General features: G+C 48.4%; 16 protein-coding genes. All 16 read right to left on the bottom strand.

From position 1 onward, the window contains the following. Nucleotides 1-108: 108 nt before the first annotated feature. The 16 genes from P2R09_RS01165 to tssB are packed head-to-tail and all read right to left on the bottom strand — an operon-like array spanning nt 109 to nt 19,694. Entirely contained in the window at nt 109-1,431 is a 1,323-nt protein-coding gene (locus P2R09_RS01165; protein WP_275766330.1) for a VasL domain-containing protein, read from the bottom strand. Further along, nucleotides 1,428-3,980 (bottom strand): type VI secretion system ATPase TssH, encoded by a 2,553-nt coding sequence (tssH, locus tag P2R09_RS01160; RefSeq protein ID WP_275766327.1) that lies wholly within the window; start codon nt 3,978-3,980, stop codon nt 1,428-1,430. The genes P2R09_RS01165 and tssH overlap by 4 nt, the downstream gene beginning before the upstream one ends. A gap of 49 nt (nt 3,981-4,029) precedes the next feature. After that, nucleotides 4,030-7,467, bottom strand: coding sequence for a type VI secretion system protein (locus tag P2R09_RS01155; protein ID WP_275766325.1), 3,438 nt, complete (start codon nt 7,465-7,467; stop codon nt 4,030-4,032). Between the two features lies 1 nt (nt 7,468). After that, complete coding sequence (locus P2R09_RS01150; protein WP_275766323.1) at nt 7,469-8,095, bottom strand: DotU family type IV/VI secretion system protein; 627 nt, start codon at nt 8,093-8,095, stop codon at nt 7,469-7,471. Next, on the bottom strand, nt 8,092-9,483 hold the full coding sequence (tssK, locus tag P2R09_RS01145) for a type VI secretion system baseplate subunit TssK (RefSeq protein ID WP_275766321.1): 1,392 nt from the start codon (nt 9,481-9,483) through the stop codon (nt 8,092-8,094). Before tssK ends, P2R09_RS01150 begins: the two co-directional genes overlap by 4 nt. Continuing rightward, a complete protein-coding gene (locus tag P2R09_RS01140; protein ID WP_275766319.1) occupies nt 9,480-10,136 on the bottom strand; it encodes a type VI secretion lipoprotein TssJ in 657 nt (218 codons plus the stop codon). Before P2R09_RS01140 ends, tssK begins: the two co-directional genes overlap by 4 nt. Next, nucleotides 10,133-11,188: a type VI secretion system protein TssA gene (gene tssA / locus P2R09_RS01135; RefSeq protein WP_275766316.1), complete on the bottom strand. Its 1,056-nt coding sequence runs from the start codon at nt 11,186-11,188 to the stop codon at nt 10,133-10,135. The genes P2R09_RS01140 and tssA overlap by 4 nt, the downstream gene beginning before the upstream one ends. A 12-nt stretch (nt 11,189-11,200) precedes the next feature. Then, nucleotides 11,201-11,500 carry a PAAR domain-containing protein gene (locus P2R09_RS01130; protein ID WP_181162220.1) on the bottom strand — a complete coding sequence of 100 codons (300 nt, stop codon included), beginning with the start codon at nt 11,498-11,500 and terminating at the stop codon, nt 11,201-11,203. Next, nucleotides 11,500-12,012 carry a hypothetical protein gene (locus tag P2R09_RS01125; protein WP_275766314.1) on the bottom strand — a complete coding sequence of 171 codons (513 nt, stop codon included), beginning with the start codon at nt 12,010-12,012 and terminating at the stop codon, nt 11,500-11,502. Before P2R09_RS01125 ends, P2R09_RS01130 begins: the two co-directional genes overlap by 1 nt. 11 nt (nt 12,013-12,023) lie before the next feature. Next, on the bottom strand, nt 12,024-14,012 hold the full coding sequence (tssI, locus tag P2R09_RS01120) for a type VI secretion system tip protein TssI/VgrG (protein ID WP_275766312.1): 1,989 nt from the start codon (nt 14,010-14,012) through the stop codon (nt 12,024-12,026). A 4-nt stretch (nt 14,013-14,016) separates the two neighbouring features. Then, nucleotides 14,017-14,952, bottom strand: a complete 936-nt coding sequence (gene tssG, locus P2R09_RS01115) for a type VI secretion system baseplate subunit TssG (RefSeq protein ID WP_275766310.1) — start codon at nt 14,950-14,952, stop codon at nt 14,017-14,019. After that, complete coding sequence (tssF, locus tag P2R09_RS01110; protein WP_275766307.1) at nt 14,943-16,745, bottom strand: type VI secretion system baseplate subunit TssF; 1,803 nt, start codon at nt 16,743-16,745, stop codon at nt 14,943-14,945. Before tssF ends, tssG begins: the two co-directional genes overlap by 10 nt. A 14-nt stretch (nt 16,746-16,759) precedes the next feature. Next, a complete protein-coding gene (locus P2R09_RS01105; RefSeq protein ID WP_275766305.1) occupies nt 16,760-17,167 on the bottom strand; it encodes a GPW/gp25 family protein in 408 nt (135 codons plus the stop codon). A 45-nt stretch (nt 17,168-17,212) separates the two neighbouring features. Continuing rightward, a complete protein-coding gene (locus tag P2R09_RS01100; protein ID WP_008924967.1) occupies nt 17,213-17,707 on the bottom strand; it encodes a type VI secretion system tube protein Hcp in 495 nt (164 codons plus the stop codon). A 29-nt stretch (nt 17,708-17,736) separates the two neighbouring features. Further along, nucleotides 17,737-19,212, bottom strand: a complete 1,476-nt coding sequence (gene tssC / locus P2R09_RS01095) for a type VI secretion system contractile sheath large subunit (protein ID WP_275766300.1) — start codon at nt 19,210-19,212, stop codon at nt 17,737-17,739. Then, nucleotides 19,209-19,694, bottom strand: coding sequence for a type VI secretion system contractile sheath small subunit (gene tssB / locus P2R09_RS01090; protein WP_275766298.1), 486 nt, complete (start codon nt 19,692-19,694; stop codon nt 19,209-19,211). Before tssB ends, tssC begins: the two co-directional genes overlap by 4 nt. Nucleotides 19,695-20,823: the final 1,129 nt, after the last annotated feature.

The following is a 20,823-nucleotide window of genomic DNA, read 5'->3' as shown; positions in this document are numbered from 1 at the left end:
GTGATGCTAGCTTAGCGTTGCCAGCCACCTCAAAATAACAAAATCAAATCAGCTTTATTTTTTCAGAAAAAACATTACGTTCATTAAAGAGCATAATCCTTTTGTGACTTAATGATTTTCTTGTGCTGGCTTATCATTTTGGTTCACTGACAATACATACAAAGCATTTAAAGCAGACAAGGTTTTTGCAACAGACTCCAGAATTTCTTTACGACCACCTTCTTTATTCTCTGCTGAATATCTAAGCAGTTCTTCTGGTGGTACGCCTGAACTTTCCAGTTTTCTGCGTATTTTCCAGGAAAAACTTTTCAGTTCAGAAATCGTTAAATATCCTCCTTTTTTTTGTTCTGCATTGGCCAGTTTTAAATCAAATTCGTCCAGATCGGCAGTAACCTCTTTGTAGTTCCACGTTGAGGGTAAAATGTTAGCCTTAGCCTGCAGTTCATATTTCCATTTCTGACTGACCGAATTATCAGGCCATGCATTTTCAAGACGATGAGCAAGAATATCGCCCTTGCGAAGTAATTCATTGTTTGGACGATCCGCAATCCATGTCAATAATAACGCCGACTTATGCAAGATTTCATCACGATGACTTTCCAGTTCTTCCTTATCTATCCCCTCCCATGCTAATGCTGTCAGTGCATCGTCACCCGGAAAATCCTGAAGTACTCCAGCAAGCTGTTGGGTAACTCCTGGTTTTTCCATGTATCTGATGCCGGACATTAGCAGCATGGTCGCCAACATACCGCCAATAATACCTGCACATCCAGCCTGAATAAGATGCTTTCTTTTTATGCTGCTCCCCTGGACAGAGGAATTGGTTTTAATATTGATCGGAGATAATTCTGGCCGTATATCTTTATCAATTTTTAAATGTGCAAGGCTTAAAATCAAAGAAGAAGATGCTTTACTGCGAACCTGAAGAAAATAATGCATATTTTTTAAAGAGTTTCTGCAACGCGCATCCGTTTTCACCGCTTCGTCATAAAGCAGTGCAATATTTTCAGCAATACTACTGGCCACGGCCGTAAAATTATCATCACAGTCAAGCTGGTAAATACTGGTCACTACGTGTGTATTCAGCCATTCAAGCAGATATCGTCGTCGATCCGAATCGACGACTGGAGGCCAGCAATATTCGGATGCCTTGCCGCGCCATACTTTAACCAGGATATTGAGTCCCTGCGCCAGACCTCTCCAGCCGTCCAGCTTTAAGCTCATCAGACAGAACCAACACCCACTCTGCAAATCATACCCATACTTACGCCAGTATGCCCGGCACTGGCTATCCAGCGTTTTCCATTCACTTTCACTCATCCTGCGAATATCTGCATTCTGCATGGACCAGTTGATTTCAAGAAACTCCGGGCTCTGTCTCGGATCTTTTTTATTAACTTTTAGCGCCTGAAAACCAGTGCCTGAGTTCATTTTCTTTTACTCTGTCGATCTGTAACGATGGCAAGATCTTTTCCCTTAACCTGCACCCGGATATGCAGGTTTCCGCTGCCGTCAGCTTCGAGCAAATAGTCGGTCACCAAAGGCAACAGGCTCTGATTGATTACAGTATCAACATCACGCGCGCCACTTTGCCTGACATGACAGCGGTCAGCGATATACCTCACTACTGCAGGACTGTAACTGAGAGATCTTTTCTCACCGTCTCTGCCAGAAAAGCGCAGGCTGATTTTTCTGAGCTTAGCGTTGATAATATTATTAAGCGCCTGGGCACTGAGCGGTAAGTAAGGGAGCAGGGTCAGACGCCCCATAAACGCCGCTGGAAATACGCAGTTGAATTCAGGTCGTATCTGGCGGACTAATGCATTGATATCAGGAGATTCCTTTTCTCCTGCCGCCATAATTACATCATCAGCCAGATTACTGGTCAGAATGATGAAGGTGTTGCGAAAATCGATAGTTTGCCCTTCACTGTCCTCCATGACCCCTTTATCAAATACCTGATAGAAAAGTTCGATCACATCTCTGTGTGCTTTTTCAACTTCATCAATCAGAACAACGCTGTAGGGTTGTCGGCGCACAGCCTCAGTCAGTACACCACCCTGTCCGTAGCCGACATAGCCAGGCGGAGAGCCTTTCAGGCCGGCGACAGAGTGTGCCTCCTGATACTCAGACATATTCAGCGTTATCAGACCTTTACTTCCGCCGTACAACATTTCTGCCAGGGCCAGTGCTGTTTCTGTTTTACCTGTTCCGGAAGGTCCGGCCAGCATAAAGACGCCCATTGGCTTTAACGGATCGGCAAGACCCGCCCGGCTGGTTCGAATCTGACGGACAATTGCTCCAAGCGCATGGGGTTGTCCGGTAACCCGTTCGCACAAACGTTCATACAGAGTATTCAGCGGCCCCTGTTGTTGCTCCAGGATTTGTTCCACCGGAATCCCCGTCCACCCGGCAATAATTTCTGCAACGCATGCCGCATCAACACGCTCGAAGACCATAGGTTGCTGTTTGTGCATTACAGACAGTTTCTGCCGCAGGCTTGCTTGCTGCTCAGAATTTTGGCATTGAGCAATCCGGGCAACCAGGCTCTGCTGTTCTTTCCATACCGGAGTCAGAATGGTCAGATCTTGTTTGATTTCAGCTTTACGTTGATCCAGCCAGGCAATACGTGTTGCACATCCACTGTCCAGAGAGAGGCTACGGCGCTCAAGTGAGATATTCCTCAGCATGACATTCAGATCTTCAATCTCTCGTGGCTCGTCGCTCTGGGACAAAGCCACCCTGGCACAGGCCGTATCCAGCAGCGTGACTGACTTATCAGGCAACTGCCGGCCCGGAAGATAACGGGCAGAGAATTCAACAGCAGCCACGATTGCCGAATCAGGGACTGGAATACCATGATGACTGCTGATGGCGGGTACAATCGACCGCAGCATATTAATTGCCGTGTCCCGGTCGGGTTCCGTCACCCTGACTATCTGAAAGCGGCGGGCAAGCGCAGCATCCTTTTCAAAATATTTTTTGTACTCAGACCACGTGGTAGCACCGATCATGCGTAACTCTCCCCTTGCCAGGGCGGGTTTTAGCAGGTTGGCTGCATCGTTCTGGCCCGCTGTCCCTCCTGCTCCAGCCAGCATATGTGCCTCATCAATAAAAAGAATGACCGGCACGGGGTGAGACTTAATGTCACAGAGCAGGCTTTGCAGCCGATTTTCAAATTCACCTTTTACGCTGGCTCCAGCCTGTAACAGGCTGAGATCAAGTGACATGATATCCATTTTTTTCAGTGAGTCTGGTACGGTACCGCTGACGATGCGCTGCGCTAATCCCTCAACCAGTGCTGTTTTACCGACGCCAGGTTCACCCGTCAGGATTGGATTGTTCTGACGCCGACGAAGTAATACATCTATCATCTGGCGGATTTCATTCTCACGCCCTGTAGCGGGATCCAGCTCTCCCCGGCGCGCTTTCTGAGTCAGATTATGGGTGTATTTCAGCAATGCAGGTCCACCAGATGGCACACCTTCTTCCGTGTTATCTTTTTTCTGGCCCGTACCTGAGTATTCAGCCATGAGTGCGTCAGCCTTCAGCACGTCACAATGCAGTGCCTGACGAACCTCTGTCGGAAGAGGCAACGTAACATCGTCCGGGTCAGCAAGCAGACAACCAATAAACGCCGTGGCAGGAAGATGCCGCTGATGCCAGCAAATGCTGGCATGCAGCCATGCTTTCTCAAGATGCCGGACAAGGGACTCAGACAGTACGGGTCCACAGGTATTGCCGCTGCGCTGCTGGTTCAGACTATGCGTCAGCGCGTCTGCCAGCTGGTCCCCTCTGAGCCCCGCCCCCAGACACAGCTGTTCAAGCAATACCGTCTGAGTAGTGATTAGCGCCAGCAGTAAATGCTCAACACTCACCTCATGGTGAGTCCGGCTAACGGCCTGACTCACCGCCGCATTCAGGCAGTAACGCGCATCGGCAGAAAAGACTTCCGTAATTTTTTTCAAATACTGACTCATGTTTTTTTCCTGATTTTTATACTAAATGAACAGTTCATCCGACAGCTGGTCAGGGGCAACTTGCAATTTTTGCAGGAAGGCGGGAAAGCAGGTGTTTTTGCGGTTCAGAAAAGCGTCCATCGCCGGATTGAATGAGAGACGCTTGCTGCGCGCTATTATTCTCATCAAGTGCGTGTTCAAGCGCCTGCCATTGCCGCCAGGTCTCCTGAACATCAGCCTGGCTGGCTGGCTGATAGCGAACCATGATTTGTTTAATACCCTGCGCACGCAATAATGCAGCCTGGTCGGAAAAATCCTCCGCCTGATAAGTGTGCTGCCCTTCTGCTATATCGTTGAGGAAATCTGGCCAGGCACTCTCTCCTGTATAGTTATATTCAAGGCTGAAGCCGGGAAACTGAATAAGCTGTGCCACCCGGCCGCAATGACCCGGCCGCCACCTGAAAAGCGCCTGTTCATCGAAGTTCATACTCTTCAGTACCCAGCGTTGATCGTCACAAAAAAGAGTAAGTTTTGTGCCGACAGGCATTAGCCCGGCACCACCAGGTACTGTGGCTGGCAGGCTATGCAGGCTCAATTCTCTGGGCGTGCTCTCCAGCTGTTTCTGCTTATCTTCGAGACTTTTCTGCTGGGCTCTGAGCAGGGCTAATTTGTCATCCTTACGGGTTTTATCCCGCTCAGGCATGGGCAGCAAATCATCGGGATTGAGTTCCGCGTTTATCAGGGAGATAAACGATTGGCTCAGCTTTATATGCTGGCCTTCAAATTTGCCTGCTTCAGCACCGTTCTTACCGATAGCGAGAACATGTTTTGCTGAATCACGCATAAAGGAGGAAATATATTGGTGTGCGAGAGCCTGTTGTGCCGGATAGTCTATTCGCCTGGCGTTCTGCTCCAGTGGCCATAGCACCGTGCTTTGCCATTGATGCTGTAACCAGCATCCACTCTGTTGCATGGCATGAGCGATTATCAATTTTTTATCCTGCCCATACAGTGTCCAGACCGCGTCAACACCGGCATCTGGCGTCACAGAGATCAGGTTTTTACGCAATGCAGTGAAACGCTTACTCAGTGCAGGAAGTGGATTGTTTTCGTTTCCCTGAACAGGGGCAAACAGACCTGACGTCAGCAAGGGAGTATCTGATGGCGAATTAAGTGCATCTGATACGGCAGAATGTAAACTGCTCTGCCAATCCGTCCACGACTGTGCCTGTAAGCCCACGTCAGTAATAACCTGAGCGCCCTTGCCCTTTTTAAGCCACTCCCCGAAGACAAAATCCAGCTCCTGCTTGCGCTGACTGAACTGTCGAACCAGCGTTCCTGAAACACTGTTCGTCTGCAATTCAACCAGCTTTCGCAGCTGTAACAGCCAGGGCGAAGCGTCAGCATGACTGATGTCTGCAAGCTGCTGATTTACCATACGCGCAAGGCCTGTTGCAGGACTGTTTCCCTGGGCAATATTGAGCAAGATATCAGACCACTGTTGCTCACTCAGGTCCGAAACAGGCAGTCTGTTCAGCTGTATAATAAATTTAATCCAGGCCGACTGACGTAGTGCAGGCAGGCGTTGTTCAAACCGTGCCAAAGCGGGTAAGTCTATTTTTTTACCTGTTGCGTAGTGAATCTCTTTCAGCCAGCGGTAAATTTGTTGCGTCCCCTCCGCTGTCCAGATGCCATCAATGCTGACTTTGTCACCACTTCCTGGAAAGAAGCTTTCCGAACGTACAGGCGAAATCTGCTGAGTTGATGCCAGCAGCCATCGCCACTGTGGATCGTCACTGACAAGTTCACCCAGTAAACGTCTTAAACGGGATATCTGTTGTTCTCCTCCATTACGCAACAAAAGTGCACGCTGGAGCAGCAGACTCTGGCGTGGAGTCAGGGAAATATCGCTAGTCATCATTGTCAGGGCAGACGATATCGGTGACCTTCCTGATGACAAATCCAGTGAGTTGCCGTTCAAAAGGCTTTCTTTTGCCACAACAGCACGAGCAAGTTCCAGGATGAGTTCACGTTGTTTTTCCGGAACGGCCAGGCTGAAATCCTGGTGGTAACGGCTGATAACCTCGCGATCATCCTGAGAATTAATGACAGAATAGGATAATATCCTACCCTCAATCTCAGCCTGGCGGGAATAAAGCACACTTATAAAAGGTAAATAACGGACCGGATGCTGAAGGGCAGTATCAATCGATTCCAGCTGAGAAAGAGAGCTAATTACATCGCTGCTTTTATCGGTATCAACAACATGAAAGTTCATTGTCGCGCTAAACAACAGCAGAAATGTAACTATGCTCGCGATAAAAAGCGTTCCCCAGCGGCTCAAAAAGCCGCGGATAGGACATGTGTATAATATTTTGCTGTTGCTACTGATAAATGGCAGCGTTCTGGAAAACAGCTCTCCTGTAAAATAACTCTTTCTCTCATTTGATGTGTTGCTAACAGGTTCTGTTGCCGTAAACCAGATCCCGCCTAATGCCGGGGCCGTAGAATCTGAACTAACATCATCTCCACAGATGGACGCAACATATTGATGCAACACAGGCTGAAGCGACTGCATCTGCTCAGGTATGTCCAGCAGAAAAAGTGTATCAGCATCAGGCTTTGCTCCGGAGAACATGCTGATACGCACGTTATTTAGCCCCTCTCTCATGGCATCGAAAAGGGGACTGAGGAATGAGAGATCACGGTTATCAATCGCGGGAGGCGTGAGCCAGTAATATCCCAGAGGCTGCTGCTGCTGTTCGGGTGATAGCGCACTTATCCAGCGGCTGAATCCCGGGATATTTTCACACTCTGTCACCAGGACATAAACCGGCAAGCGTCTTCTGGTTTTATTCAGCAACGGCTCCAGGCGAGCACGTATACGCCTTCCCCTGATAACAGGCGGCTCATCGCTAAGATTCAGTAATTCGGTAACAGAAATGCAGACGACAACGCCGGCCGGCGGTGGAGCCGCATGAAACCAGCGCGCAGTTCGTTTCCAGACTTTTTTCACACATCCGGACTCAGAAAATATTCCGGGCAGTTCCAGAAATGACAGTGGCTGGAAAAACCACCACCGCAGGGTTCGGGCTGGCGTGATCTCCCGATTTTCCCGACATCCCGAAGCTAGCATCATCTCTGACCCCGACAGCAGGGTTGAATGACTTTTGCCTGCTGCGGTAATAAAAAACCAGGGATAGACCTTATTTATTCTTTTGGCTTTTTTTAATCTACGTACGCCCGATCTCCAGTGTGTATACAGGATCCTTTCTGTACGGGAAAATACATGGCGGGAAAAAAGCTTCTGAAAATAACCCCGTTTTTGCAAGGCGGATAACGATTTCCGAAACAGACTAACCAGACAAACAGAAAAAATAAAAAAAACCCATAAAACAATGGCGTAAACAAGAGATATTTCCATCCATGCTGACAGGAAAAGGCAAAAGATGAAAAGAATGCACAGCAAAACCGCCCAGATTATAACGGGAATTATCTTTTTTAACATATTAGTTCCGGATTAACAGATGCAGTCCTGAAAGAGTTGTCAGATAAAAAATAACACCAAATAAAAACAACGATGTTTTGTTATAAAAAAAACGCAACCTCTGAATAGACTGACGCGAATTTAATTCGACGTCCGTTGCTATAATTCTCGCATCACCGGGCCAGGACTGCCATTCATCTGGAAGACATTTCCTTTCATCACTGATACGCAACTGTAATTCATCACTTCTCTTATTAGCATACTTCCCCTGGAAACCCATGAGCAAACAAAAAAGGTAAACCTGCCTCAGGTCCTTATTCACTACATCAATTGTATCAAGACGGGTGTAAAATTCCTCGCCCCCGATCGCCGTCCGGAACCTTTGACTTTGCAGCATGCTGGTGCGCCATTCATTTACCCATCCCGGTGACGTTTTTAATACCATTTCATCAAGCCATACAATCACCGCAAAATGTGAATCCTCACAGTCCTGCAGGCTGTATAATAATTCTGAGTTCAGCAGAGCCTTATCCAGCAATGTAATGCACTCATTTCTGAAATGATCACAGTCAGGATAATCCTCTGGCGCCAGACTGAATTTTATTCCCATACTGAACACAGATAGATAATGATTTAACAGACAATTCATTCTGCCCCCGTAAAAACCAGCTGCACTTCCAGGTCATCCGGCATTTCAGGAAAATAAAACGCAACCGCCCCATTTTCAGCAACAGAACGCCACTGGTCAGAATTGTGTTTTATGTGAAAATAATAATAATCGTTGCGAACAGGCACTCCCTGAGGTGGATTTTCGCAGGCGGTGAGCGCTACCCCTGGCAAAGCATGTCGAATCAATCCATCAATCGTATTACCCGAGGCAAGCTTAAAGCCTGCCGCTCTGAACTGACCACTCTGGCTCAGGATGTTTTCCGAAGTACGTAACAACAATAAAACATCGCCTTTCTTCAGTTCCTGATTTTTCGTTATCTCTCCACAAAATATGCCATTCTCATTTTTCAGCTTTATATACGTGCTGTCTTCAAGCACCAGGCTGTTCATAAGCATAGTTAACGTCGTTCTCAGACGATAAAATGAGTCAAATAGTTTTTCATGATCATAATACAGGGCGATATTTTCCTCCCCTTTCCATTCTCCCAGACAATTACAACAATCACTGAATGAGGAAAGTTCGCCGACAAGCTGACTCAGTATATTATAAATACTCCAGGGATGTACCTGAGCAGCCGCCATATAATTTTTCAGCACGGGCAATGCGCGATTAAGAGAGCGCATAGTCATCAGTTGAATTAGCTGATCGTTCCGTTCCTGACGGCTGACCAGCTGTTCCGGACGCTTATATTCTTCGAGTTTCCGGGTTCTGGCTCCGATTTCAAACACAAGGCTCTCAATGAGCTTATGCAGTGAGGGACTGCCACAGAGCGTAACGGCAGGAGGTGAAAACATTGAATCAAAGACCACTTGCTCACCCTCATGACACAACCTTACCAATGGGATGCATTCACAGTTGGTTGCGGCCTCTTTTTCCTCGCTCGTCAGCAACAAAACATTATATAAGATACGGTTTACTTCAGTTTCAGGACCGCTGCCGTGAACGTCTTTCATCAGAGGAGCGTTTGCCATACTCAGCCAGCGAGTTACCACATGGCTGTTTTCCTTTTCTGGCAACGTCACATTACAGTGGGCAGCGTCAAACCGCGGTAATGCCAGCCATAACGTTAAAGGATGATCGCGAAGTTTCCAGGCATCACGAAAGTTTCTTTTTTGAATGCGACAGTTTCCGGGGTACGTCAGATAATCTCCACCCGGAAGAAAGAAACTAATGCTATCAACACTCATGACATAATCGTTCAGAGCAGCCCTGTTCACAGACATCTCACTAATCCCGTAGTTATAAGGTTGCGCCTGCTGCCGATGACGGGCATGCAACCATGCATAATGGAGATCGAGCGACTGTAAATGTTGAGGTTGCAGATAAAGTCCAGAATGCCAATAGATCTGTTGTTCTTCAGCGTTCATTGTTTATCTGCTCCGCTATTTTTTGTCTCAGTCAGATCAACGTCAGGCAGGCTGACATCCGGAGCCTGGCTTTTCTGAACGTTTTTCTGTGTGCTGATAATTCCCTCACTTCCCAGCGTGATTGCCAGAGATAATGGTGAAAGTTCGCGATGCCAGACGGGATTCAGCCATCCTGTCTTGTATTCCCTTAGAGGAATATCTTCCTGGATCTGGTGCTGTTTACCCGGGAATGGGTAGTACCCTGCAATCAGCGCCATGTATCGCGTGTGCATTGCCCTGTCGACATGCAACGTGGTTATCTGTCCCGGCATCATGGTGTAACGATCAATCTGTAAAACTGCGTGGCCGTTTGCCGCATCCGTCCCGACTCCTGCCCCCGCAAACAGGCTCTTTACTTTCACAGGATTGATGAGTATCTGTTCAAGCGTTTCGGCTTTTGCAGCCTGAAGCACTAAAATAGTGCAACTGTTGGCCATGCCGTTGACCAGATTCAGGTCAGGCCTGGCATTTAGCGTTACGCTAATGGCTCCAGCTGAAAACGGCGCTGACAGATCTGGTTTCGCTGAGTTTTGCAAACTGCTCTGATGTCCCGCACAACCTGACAACATCCATATCAGGCTGAAACAGCACAGATTTTTCCCTTTTATAATCATTCCTTCCCTGGCCCCGTTAGCACGTTATTAATATCCTGAAGAGTGTTGTTATCACTCAGCATCTCTTCCAGCCATTCCGTCAGCGTCATGTCAGCCCAGCGGGCAGCTCGCTCCATTAAAAATGGAACCGGACTCGAGGGCTCAGACTGACGAAAAAAATGAGCAATCGTTAACATCTGGGTGATCGCCAGATCGCGAGACATTTGCTGATTGCCTGATCCTGAAGCCAGCTCATTGGTTTTTAACACAGGCTGTTCGTCATTCCGTGCGAGAACATTAAGCGACATGACATCTTCGCTGGCTGGTGTCACTAACCCGGCCAGTCGTTGTGAAAATGCCTGTAGGTCATTAATTCCCTGAGCTGTCTGCCCTAGTGCTGGTCCTTCTTTTTGCGGATTCAGCGTCTGATATGTGGCTTCAAAATCTGCAAGACATACTGAAAGCAGTAATAATTCATCAGACAGTCGTGCTAACTTTTCCGCTGACTGCCGGGAGGCCCAAAGGTGAAACGTTTCGGCTGAAAAATCCTCGCTGCCGCGTTCACCCGGTGCCATTGACGCCTGATGTTCATAAGCCAGTACCTTCCGCCAGTATTCGAGCGTGCTTTCAGGCTGACTGAGTAAAGGAAGCTGAATAATCAGATCAGACAGTTGCCGATCAAGCCGGCTGACGATGGCATGACTAATCAACAGGCCATCGTCATCGTCTTTCTTAGGCCAGCCACTGTCCCAGTAACGGGCAACAAAACGATGCAGAAAAGTAAGGCCTTCCATGATACCGACAATCCCGTATTGCTGGCTGGTCCCTTCAACCAGCCAGCAGGCGACCTGCAAGTCTTTACTGGTTTCACGCAGTATCAACGCGCTGAGACGTATTACTTTTGGCCAGTCGGCTTTACGCAGGGGTGTCCGCCATTCGTCCTGTGGCAGGAAATCCGGATCGCTCTCACGCGCCTGACGGATCTCTTCATATACAGATTCATATTCCATGCATCTGCCCGCTGGCTGCCCTCCGGGCAGGGGCAAGAGAAGCTCGTCTAAATCAATTTTCATCCCTATGCCCTTTCATGAAATCAGCACTGTGACGCAACCTGCGACAACCGTTCCACCATGGGCACAGATGTCCCCCATACGCGCCGCTGGCTTACCACCAATGAATACGCAGGTACTTCCCGCCACTAAACTGTCTGGTGGCCCCACACAGATGGCAAGCGAACCCACTGTTGCTGCAGGCACGCCGCCTATCAGCACCGTGGGTGTACCGGGCGTTGATACCGCCCCTCCCACATGAGGAATTGGCGGCACTCCCGGAGTGACCATCGGGCAGATATGCATATCGCCGACTCGTGCTGCTGGCTGTCCCATCATTCGTTCTCCTGCACCGGAAGCCAAAGAGAATAGAGCTGCCGTGCGCCAAAATCCGGAGTATGGGGTCCGGCAAGCCTGATGCTCAGGAGTCGCAACACGGTACAAAGCATCAGGGGTGTAAGATGTTCGTCAGCATATACAGCTTCATATTCCGGCTGCGTCAGGCTTCCCGTCCAGAAAATTGCCAGGCCAAGAGCACCTGCAGGTGTGGAAAAACCCAGCGATTCAGCCTGATGAAAAATACGCCAGCGGCAGTTATCCTCGTAGGTTTTAAGCCAGTTACTGATATCGGCTTCAAATGCATGGGTGGATTCACCCGGCGGCAGCATGCTGACTGAATGCGGTAGCAGCCAGGCAATCAATTTCTCAGCCGTACACGCGTTTACCCAGTACCCCAGCGCGTCTTCCCAGTGCAAAGCGGTCAGCAGGCTATGCATGTTTTCATGCCAGGACGCCGAATCCCGAATCTTCGCAACCCCTTCCGGGGATAAAATCTTAGACACAGTCATTTTTGTCATCCTCAGCCAATCATGACCACGCCACCTTTGACCTGGGTCATGCCGCTTCCTTTGATCGTGACCATTGCACCACCCAGTTCTGCCGTGGCTGTCCCTTCAATTTTGATGGTGGTGCCGCTCAGCGTTATTCCGGCCGGGGTAATGGAGATTTTGCTGCTGCCCACTTTCAGCTCAACCGCCTGGGTCGACTCGATAACACAGCGCTTATCTGCCTTTATTGTGCTGCCGCCCCCGGATATGCTGAGTGAATGGCTTCCGTCTTTCAGATTTTGCTGCAGGTGACCATTAATTTTCAGGCTGTAATTCCCCTGCTGCAGACCCAGCGCCATGTTTCCCTGTTGAAGGAGGGTATTAAGATCTCCCTGTTCCAGAGTCAGGTTACAATTTCCCTGATGCAGAATGAGCGCATCGTTTCCTTTGGTGATTTCCGTGGAGCGATCAGAGCCGATGGTCTCTTTAACCGCAGAGGTAACGGCCGTCGTCAGATTATTTTTGACCACCACATCCATATCTTTTTGGGCGACGAGAGTTAGCTTTTCTTCTCCTTTTTTGTCGTCAAAACGGAGCTGATGCCCCTCTTCCACTGAACCATTGAGAGAACTTCTTGATACAAATCCCGCCTGTTCTTTCTCACCGGGCAGGTTAAGCAAAGGAAGGTTCCTGCCGTTGGAGACGGTGCCGGTAACAAGCGGATTGTCAGGATTGCCGAGCAGGAAACTAACCAACACCTCACTGCCGATTCGGGGGATGAACATGGCACCGAAGCGCGCGCCGCTCCAGGGCTGAGATACCCTGACCCAGCAGGAACTGCTGTCATCATTCTTATTTTCGCTGTCCCAGGGGAACTGTATTTTTATGCGGCCGTACTCATCCGTATGCACATCTTCAGAGGCAGGACCGACCACAGTCGCCGTAAGTACTCCGGGTATGTCAGGTACGGGCGTGACACACTCAGGCCGCCACACTCTGGCGGTATCAAAAACTGACGCGTTACACTGATAATCGGGTAAACCATTATCCAGGTTACTGACAGCCTGAAATGTCAGGGAATGAATAATATATTCGCCTGCCTGATCAGGCAGCGACGTGAGACAGAACGTCTCGCCGCAACTTAGCCACCATGCCTGAATGCGGGCATGCGCATAGCGGGTCTGCGCTTCAAGCTGCTCCATTTTCAGCCGGGCAGCGCTCTGCAACGTCTCCCGGTCACTCAGGTCATACGCATCAACGAAACTGATCCCCTGAGCACTGTATTCCAGGTTGTTACACCGACATTCGCCCTCTGCGGTAGCAGCCTGTTCGAAACTGAACGCTTTATAATGAACAGAAGACACTGCCAGACTTACACGGGATGACCAGCTTGAAATGCCACCGCCCTCACCCTTTCCCGCTTCAGGCTGATAGGGCAGCTCAGGTGTTATTGCTCGGTAGTGACCGGATGGATGATCGGCCAGGACAAGCGTATGTCGATCTTTGGTCTGGCAGAAGAAATAGTAAATTCCTTCCTGTTCAAGAAGTCGGCTGATAAAATCAAAGTCCGATTCACGGTATTGAATACAGTATTCATGCGGTGCATAACTGCCATGCAACCTCAGGTCAATATCGGTGATGTTATTCCCGCGTAACAAACGACACACCAGGTCGGGTACCGTTATATTCTGGTATACGGACAGATTACGGCCCATTTTCAGCAGAGCCAGGCGAGGCTGTAACCGTGCGTGCCAGGTACAGATCCCCCTGTCATCGCTTTCTTCTTCCATTTCTGTTACGACCCCCTGCACATAACGCGAGCGCTGTCCTGAACCAACATGGCAGGCAAGTTCCTCACCCAGTAAACTCGCCGTTTCTGACGATGTCAGTGTTGAACGAAAGCGGATTGTGAAGTCGTATGGCGCAGACAACTGTTCTTTACCTTCCAGGGACAACAGAACCAGAGACGATGCAGACTGCCCGACAAAACGGATAAAGCGATTTTCCTGACCTGATAACATTCATTTATTCCTGTTCACGGCACACGGGTAAATAAACACGATGAAAACCCGGTCCGGGCTGCCCGAGACAAAGATCCACACCGAGACATCCCCCCGGGATGCCGTGGCGATCATGTTTTGTAATTATTTCGACCGAGAATGCCAGTCCGGGACCAACATATTCGCGAATGCGTGTTAACAGGTCGGCATAGAATTTTCCGCCAGGCAGATACTGTGGCGCATGACTCAATGGCAACGGGCCCAATTCCACTGTAAAGCCGGAAGCCCTGTCTCTGCGCATCTGACCCAGCATAGGGGCCTGTCCCAGAGTCAGCCTGGCATGACCAAGATGACAACACTGCTCAGAAGGAACCTTCAGCCATCCTCCGGTGAAAGAACGCACTCGGGCGGGAACGGAAAAAAGGTTTTCCAGCCATGTTTCAAGGTTCAGGGCTGACCGCACAGGGTGCATAAAAAGACCTGCGAAGGCTTCATTCTGAAGCACAGGAGCAGACTGCATGACGCCAGCCAGCCCCAGCAACGCCTCGCTGAGAGGGCGTTGACTGTTCAACTCATACGAGGCGTAATAGTGATATTTCAGCCAGGCCAGATAACGCAGGGCATGCAATCTGTTATTAAAGATATCGATAAATGCTTTCGCCGTTTTATCACCGTATCGGTAATAGCGCTCCAGCATCCATTCTGTATACGTCGTGGGTAGTGCTCCCAGAGCACCCGTCATTCCATACATCAGAACCTCAACCTGCCATACTCCCTCTTCCGTTCTGATAATTTGACCCACTTCGCCTGCTGGAGCGTCAAGTGAAAGAGGTGATACAAAACTGATATCACTGGTCAGCGATTTTGTTCCGTTACTTTCAGGTCGTTCCTTCAGGCGCCGCAACATCAGGCGAACCTGCTGGAAAAAGTTATATCGGCTGAAAATCGTACTTAAATCCACGACAGCCTCCCGCTCCGCACAGGCCACACTCGCCAGCTTTCCTGATGAAATTCGATGCAGGTTACGACCTGTGAAAAGCTGTTTACTGGCGCATAAAGCGAAAGAAAGTGCTCAATAAAACGACAAAATAGAAAATACTCAGGTTCTTCTGCGGCGGAACTTTGGAAAGTCACACAGATCTCAACCCCACGCGCCATTGACAGGGGATCGTTGCTCACCAGACGAGCGGTCACAGGTGTTACAACGACATGTTTGATGAGTCCGATCAGCTGCTGAATAGCGGGATTATCATTAATGTTATATAGCGCAAGTGTTTCTTTGAGGACCTGAACCCCGTTATCGCCGCTGATGAGCATATGATTGAGGGATAAATGCGAGATGAGCCGCCAGCGTGAAGCCTGTTTTACCGGCTGAGAGACGGTTCGCGTGGGCCGCGTGAGTGCCGTAATGGTCACTCCCGCTACCGCCAGATCCGACTCGAAATCCCCTTCAGGATTACCATTACGTATGCTGGAGGGTATATCCCGGTCGTAGCAGGTCAGTTCTATATTAATCAAGTCATTCTTCGGCGTCAGAGGCTTTTCACCGCGGTCGGAAAAAGCAATAAACAGGCGGTTTGCAGGGCCACTTTCAACAACGGTTTCACGCTGCATACACTGCCAGTATGTCCCCTGCTCTCCCCCAGTAACGGAATGCGACAGACCAAACAGCGGCGCGATATCCCTTGTGCTGATTTCATTACCCGTTTTGTGCGTGGCACAAACGCGGTTCACTGACCATATTCCTATAGCATCACCATGACGGATATCGGGTCTCACAGGATATTCCGCAGTATCATCGTGCGGTACCAGAGGTTCAGCTCGCATTGGAAAAAGGTTTACTGCCGGCGTACAGTGCAGCCGGAAAAAATGTCGGTCAACCGAGCAAGCAATTTTATCCAGCATTGCAACCATCGCGCACTGGCGAAAACGCAGCCTGAACAGCATGACCTCATTCGATGTCACAGTGAGTCCTGCGGGCAGGCTGAAATCAATAAAATGGAACTTCTGAGGGAAATAAAAATAATCCTGAAGCAGAGCATAGACCGGTGATATACGGGGATCGCATTCGAGAATACTCTCGGCACGGTTAAATCCCACGACCTGAATATCAGATCCAGAAAGTAAATAATGCTTTTCTCCGCAAACCAGTGAAAAGGCTTCAATCTCATCATTTATCAGTGTGTAAAGTATATTCACTGCCAGACTGCTGCCATTAAGATAAAAGCGCAGTGAGGGTGAATTAAGGATTGCTCCCGGCCAGACCTGAAGCCGTAATTCCAGTTGCCAGCGCAAAGTGCTGTTATCAAACCTGAGACTTGTTTCTTCAAGCGTCATGGGCTCCATAATGACCGGGTAGAGCGTCCTGAAATGGCAGGCATGCTCCTCTGATTGTCGGGTATAGAGCATTGTCCCGGCCTCCACCTCACAGCCAGTGGTCAGTCCGCTGATTCTTTTGTCAGGCTGCATCTGTACAATACATACCGACGGGTACGGTCGGAGAAACTGAGGAGCCAGAACGGTCAGCAGAGCTTCGGTTACTTCAGGCATATCCTCATCCAGACGCTGCTGAATTTGCGCAGTAACAAGTGCAAAAGACTCGATGATCCGCTCAACGTGCGGATCCTCGGACAGTCCATCTGACATGCCAAGACGTCGGGCAACCTTCGGAAAATGACGGGCAAACCGTTTTCCGTATTTTCTGAGATAGCTCAACTCATTCTGATAATAAGAAAGCAACTTCTTTGACAGCATGTCAGAAACCACTGTTAACGTAATGAGAAATGGCTGAGGACGTCATCCCATTCCAGATGAAAACGGATGGGAGCATTATTTTTTTCAGCCTCAATAATAAAGGAACTGCATCCATAACTTTCGTTTCCGGCGGACACCGTGACGTCTTTTAAACGCGGTTCGAAAAGCTGAAGCGCCCGTAAAATGCGGGATTCAAGAATAATATTTCTATCACTTCTGGATATCCCTCCCGGAAACACATCGCTGATACCGTAGTTAATGACCGACTGACATATTTCAGGCATGTCTGAAACGTGATAGTGCCGAGGCCTGGATGAGAGCAGCATCAATAGCTCCGCTGCGAGCACCCCGTCATCCGAAATAATTCCCGGGATTTCATCCTGCGCGACAGGATTATCATCAGACAGCAGCTGTAAAAGCATAATGTTCCCATAAGCAGCACGCTATAAAGCGCGCTGCCGCTTAACTTAAAGTTTGGTATTAGTGACTTGATTCCAGCCAACAGGCCCCTGTTTACTGGTTGAACCTTCAGACGTAATCATACTGGTCTGGAACTTAACCGAGCCAAATACCATGGCAAGCTGCTCATCCGGTATACCGTTTGAGTTGTGCAGGCTGATGTTATGGCTGGTAAAAATGCAATTCTCAAATTCCCAGCGGCAAATTTCATTATCTTTATTGTCAGTTTTGACGTTCAGCGCAATAATCACTTTTTTAACGTTGGTTCCCTGCGCAACCATATCAACCAGTTGGGTTGATGTGGCATCCAGCGCCTTCGCAATAGAAATATCTTCAAAATGCACGCCGCTGCTATTCAGCTGCCCACTGCCATTATCAATACTGGCCTGGCTATGCACGCCCATTGATGCATGACCGATAGCAATCCACTGTTTATACTGTTTATCAGTTACAATTCCTTTTACACCGTCGATCTGCATAAATAGATTACTTGCACTGGACATATCTTCTCCTGGTTATAATACGTTTTTTATCAGCCTGCCGATGCAGGTAATTCAGCTACAAGCCGAAGCGACATCGTAAGTCCCTCAAGCTGGAAGTGAGGCCTCAGATAGGCCACGGCGCGATAGCTTCCGGGACATCCCGGGACATCCACTACCTCAATCCGGGCTTCGCGCAGCGGATGGCTGGCCTTAATATGCAGGCCGACATTGTCAGAGCCCACTACATATTGGTTAATCCAGTTTTGCAGGAAGTTCTGACATTCTGTTCTGGACATAAAACTGCCGACTTTATCCCGCACAATCGATTTAAGATAATGAGCAAACCTTGATGTGGTCATAATGTACTGCAGCTGGTTTGATAACCGCGCATTCGCGTTTGCAAGGTTGGAGTCATATTTCCGCGGTTTGTTTGCCGACTGTACAGCGAAAAAGGCGGCGTAATCCGTTCCTTTGCAGTACACCAGAGGAATGAACCCGAGGTCTGCTAACTCTTTTTCACGGCGGTCGGAGATAGCCACTTCCGTTGGACACTGCAATACCTTCTCGCCGGTATGCGAAATGTAGTTATACACCGGCATCGACTTCACCAGACCACCACCTTCAACACCGCGAATAGCCGCACACCATCCGTGATCTTCAAAAGCAGAAACCATCCGGCCGGCCAGTTCATAAGCGGCATTGATCCACAGATAGCTGGCTCCCTCACGGCTCTCGTCGATTTTCTCTTCGAAATTGAACATCTCTACTGGTGTTGTTTTGGCACCATAAGGCAGGCGACCTATAACCCGGGGAAGTGTGAGTCCAACGTAACGGGCGTCGTCGCTCTGTCGGAAAGAACGCCAGCGGATATAGTCTGACGTGTCAAAAAGCTTGCTGAGATCCCGGGGACGCGGCATCTCCTGAAAGTTATTCATACCAAACATGCCGGCATCTGCTGCCGTGAGGAAAGGGGCGTGAGCCGCCGCCGCCACATGAGAAATCTGCTCCAGCAGATATAAATCTTCCGGCATGGCGTCGAATTCAAAATCGCCCACAAATGCGGAGTACGGCTCTCCACCAAAAGTGCCGTATTCGCTCTCATAGACGCTTTTGAACAGGACTGACTGGTCAAAATCAGAGGCGGATTTAAAATCGCGGATCAGCTCTTTTTTGGTACAATTCAACACCCGGACCTTCGTGTTTTCTGTAACGCTGCTCTGAACCAGCTTCTGCAAACCCCGCCACGAAGATTCCATTTTCTGAAACGCTGGCGCCTGCATGATTTTGCTGACCTGCGCCGAAAGAAGGGCATCAATGACTGTGATGCGTTCCTCAATGCTACCCACCAGGTCATTACTTACAACGACAGCGCCTGTTGCCACCTCACTGAGGAAACTGTCAAGCTGAGACCTTAGCTTGCTGCGATCAGACTCACGCCTGATAGCCTGGGTATTGTCAATTATCTGATCAAGGTAATCGGCACTGACCGCCTCTGCGACTGCAGCCTGCATTTCCTCAGTACTCATTCTGCCTTTTCTCCCACATTATCAACTTTCGTTTCTGAAGGCTGATTGGCCAGCAGTTCCGCCAGTTGTTCTTTCAGGCGATCATTACTGGCTGTACGGTTGCGTAAATCACTCAGTTGCTCCCGCAGCTCAAGCAGTTTTTTCAGAGGCTCTACCTGTAGAGCTATATTTTCAGGAGCGAAATCTTCAATAGAATTGAAACGCAGTGCGACCGCCAGCTTTCCATCGTCATTATTCAATTCATTATCAACCAGCATTTCGATTTCAGGCTTCATGCCCTGCATCACTTCATTAAAATTGTCTTTATCAATCTGAACAAAGCGTCGCTCACGAAGGGGCTTTTTTTCATCCGAAAATTCGCCCATCACACCAATAACCAGGGGCAACTCTTTCTGGGTTTCCGCGCCACCAATCTCAACGTCATAGGTAATATGCACGCGTGGCGGCCGGGCCTTGCCCAGTTTACTTTGGGTTTCTGACATGAATTAAACTCACAGACATTAAGATCTCAAGAGAAAATTAGATTTTTTAATATTTAAAAAATCCGCTCAGTTCATCAGCAAAATCGGTAGCAAGCTAAAAACCGCCCCCATAGAAAAGACAATGAAATTTGGTGACGTCTCAAACAAGTTGAATTCGGCGTATTAACCTCGTTTTTGAATTTTACCCATACTCAGTGTTGACGTTCATAATCCTCGCTGTCACTTTGCTCTGGTTTATTAACATGATCAGATTCCTGAAGAGGACATTTGGTTCCACTGCAGTGGGTGTCCCAGCATGTATTAGTTCTCTGACATTTATTATGCCTGCAAGCCAGAGGATAAAATTAAACAGATAACTTTAATAGCTCACTTCGCCCTGAAAAAGCATGTTAACGTCCAAATCTTCACCTATCGTATTAAGCGAAGCAATCTCACACTGCGAGCAAGAATAAAAGGAATGATTAAAGAAATCACCTGCTTATTACCTTCCTTTAAACGCCCTAATAAAAAACCAGCCATCCACCCAAAAAAAATCATTATTACCAGCCGGATCCATATTATGTAATTTTATTCATCATCTCGTTAATGCGAAACTAATGTAACTAAATTTTTTTCCTGGCACCACCTTTAATTTCAAGAACCTTAAACAAAGACACAATCAAAAATGAACCAACTTTAAATTAATGTTAAATAAAGGTTGGCGCATCACTCACTGAAGAACAGCTTTCGAGCATGTATAATCAGATTACACAGAGAAAAATGACCAGCAACAAAGAATTGAAAATCATACAGCATGAAAAGAATATGTTATTTTTACAGCCAGCTCCTGAATAAAAATGAACAAAATCACCTTAAAAAATATTCGTATATTTTAAAAAATAGTTTTAACCCCTGATTATAATACCTTCTGCCTTATAAATTTATGCAGGCTACATATTGATGGTGTGTTGACCGAAATCCTGAGTACGGTTAGCAGCTGATGAGACTTCCGGTATACAGCCTGTGGCAGAGCTCCCGGGCCAAAACACCGGCTTCTGTCTCGCGGAGAATACTGAAGATTGGTTTGTAGGAAAAATACTTCTTCAAAGGATCTTCTCCAGTGACTTATGAATACATCACTATTCATGGT

Origin of the sequence: Pantoea sp. Cr_R13 (assembly GCF_029222565.1) — a bacterium.
Lineage (GTDB): Bacteria > Pseudomonadota > Gammaproteobacteria > Enterobacterales > Enterobacteriaceae > Pantoea > Pantoea eucalypti.
This window is presented reverse-complemented; position numbering and strand designations above follow the sequence as displayed.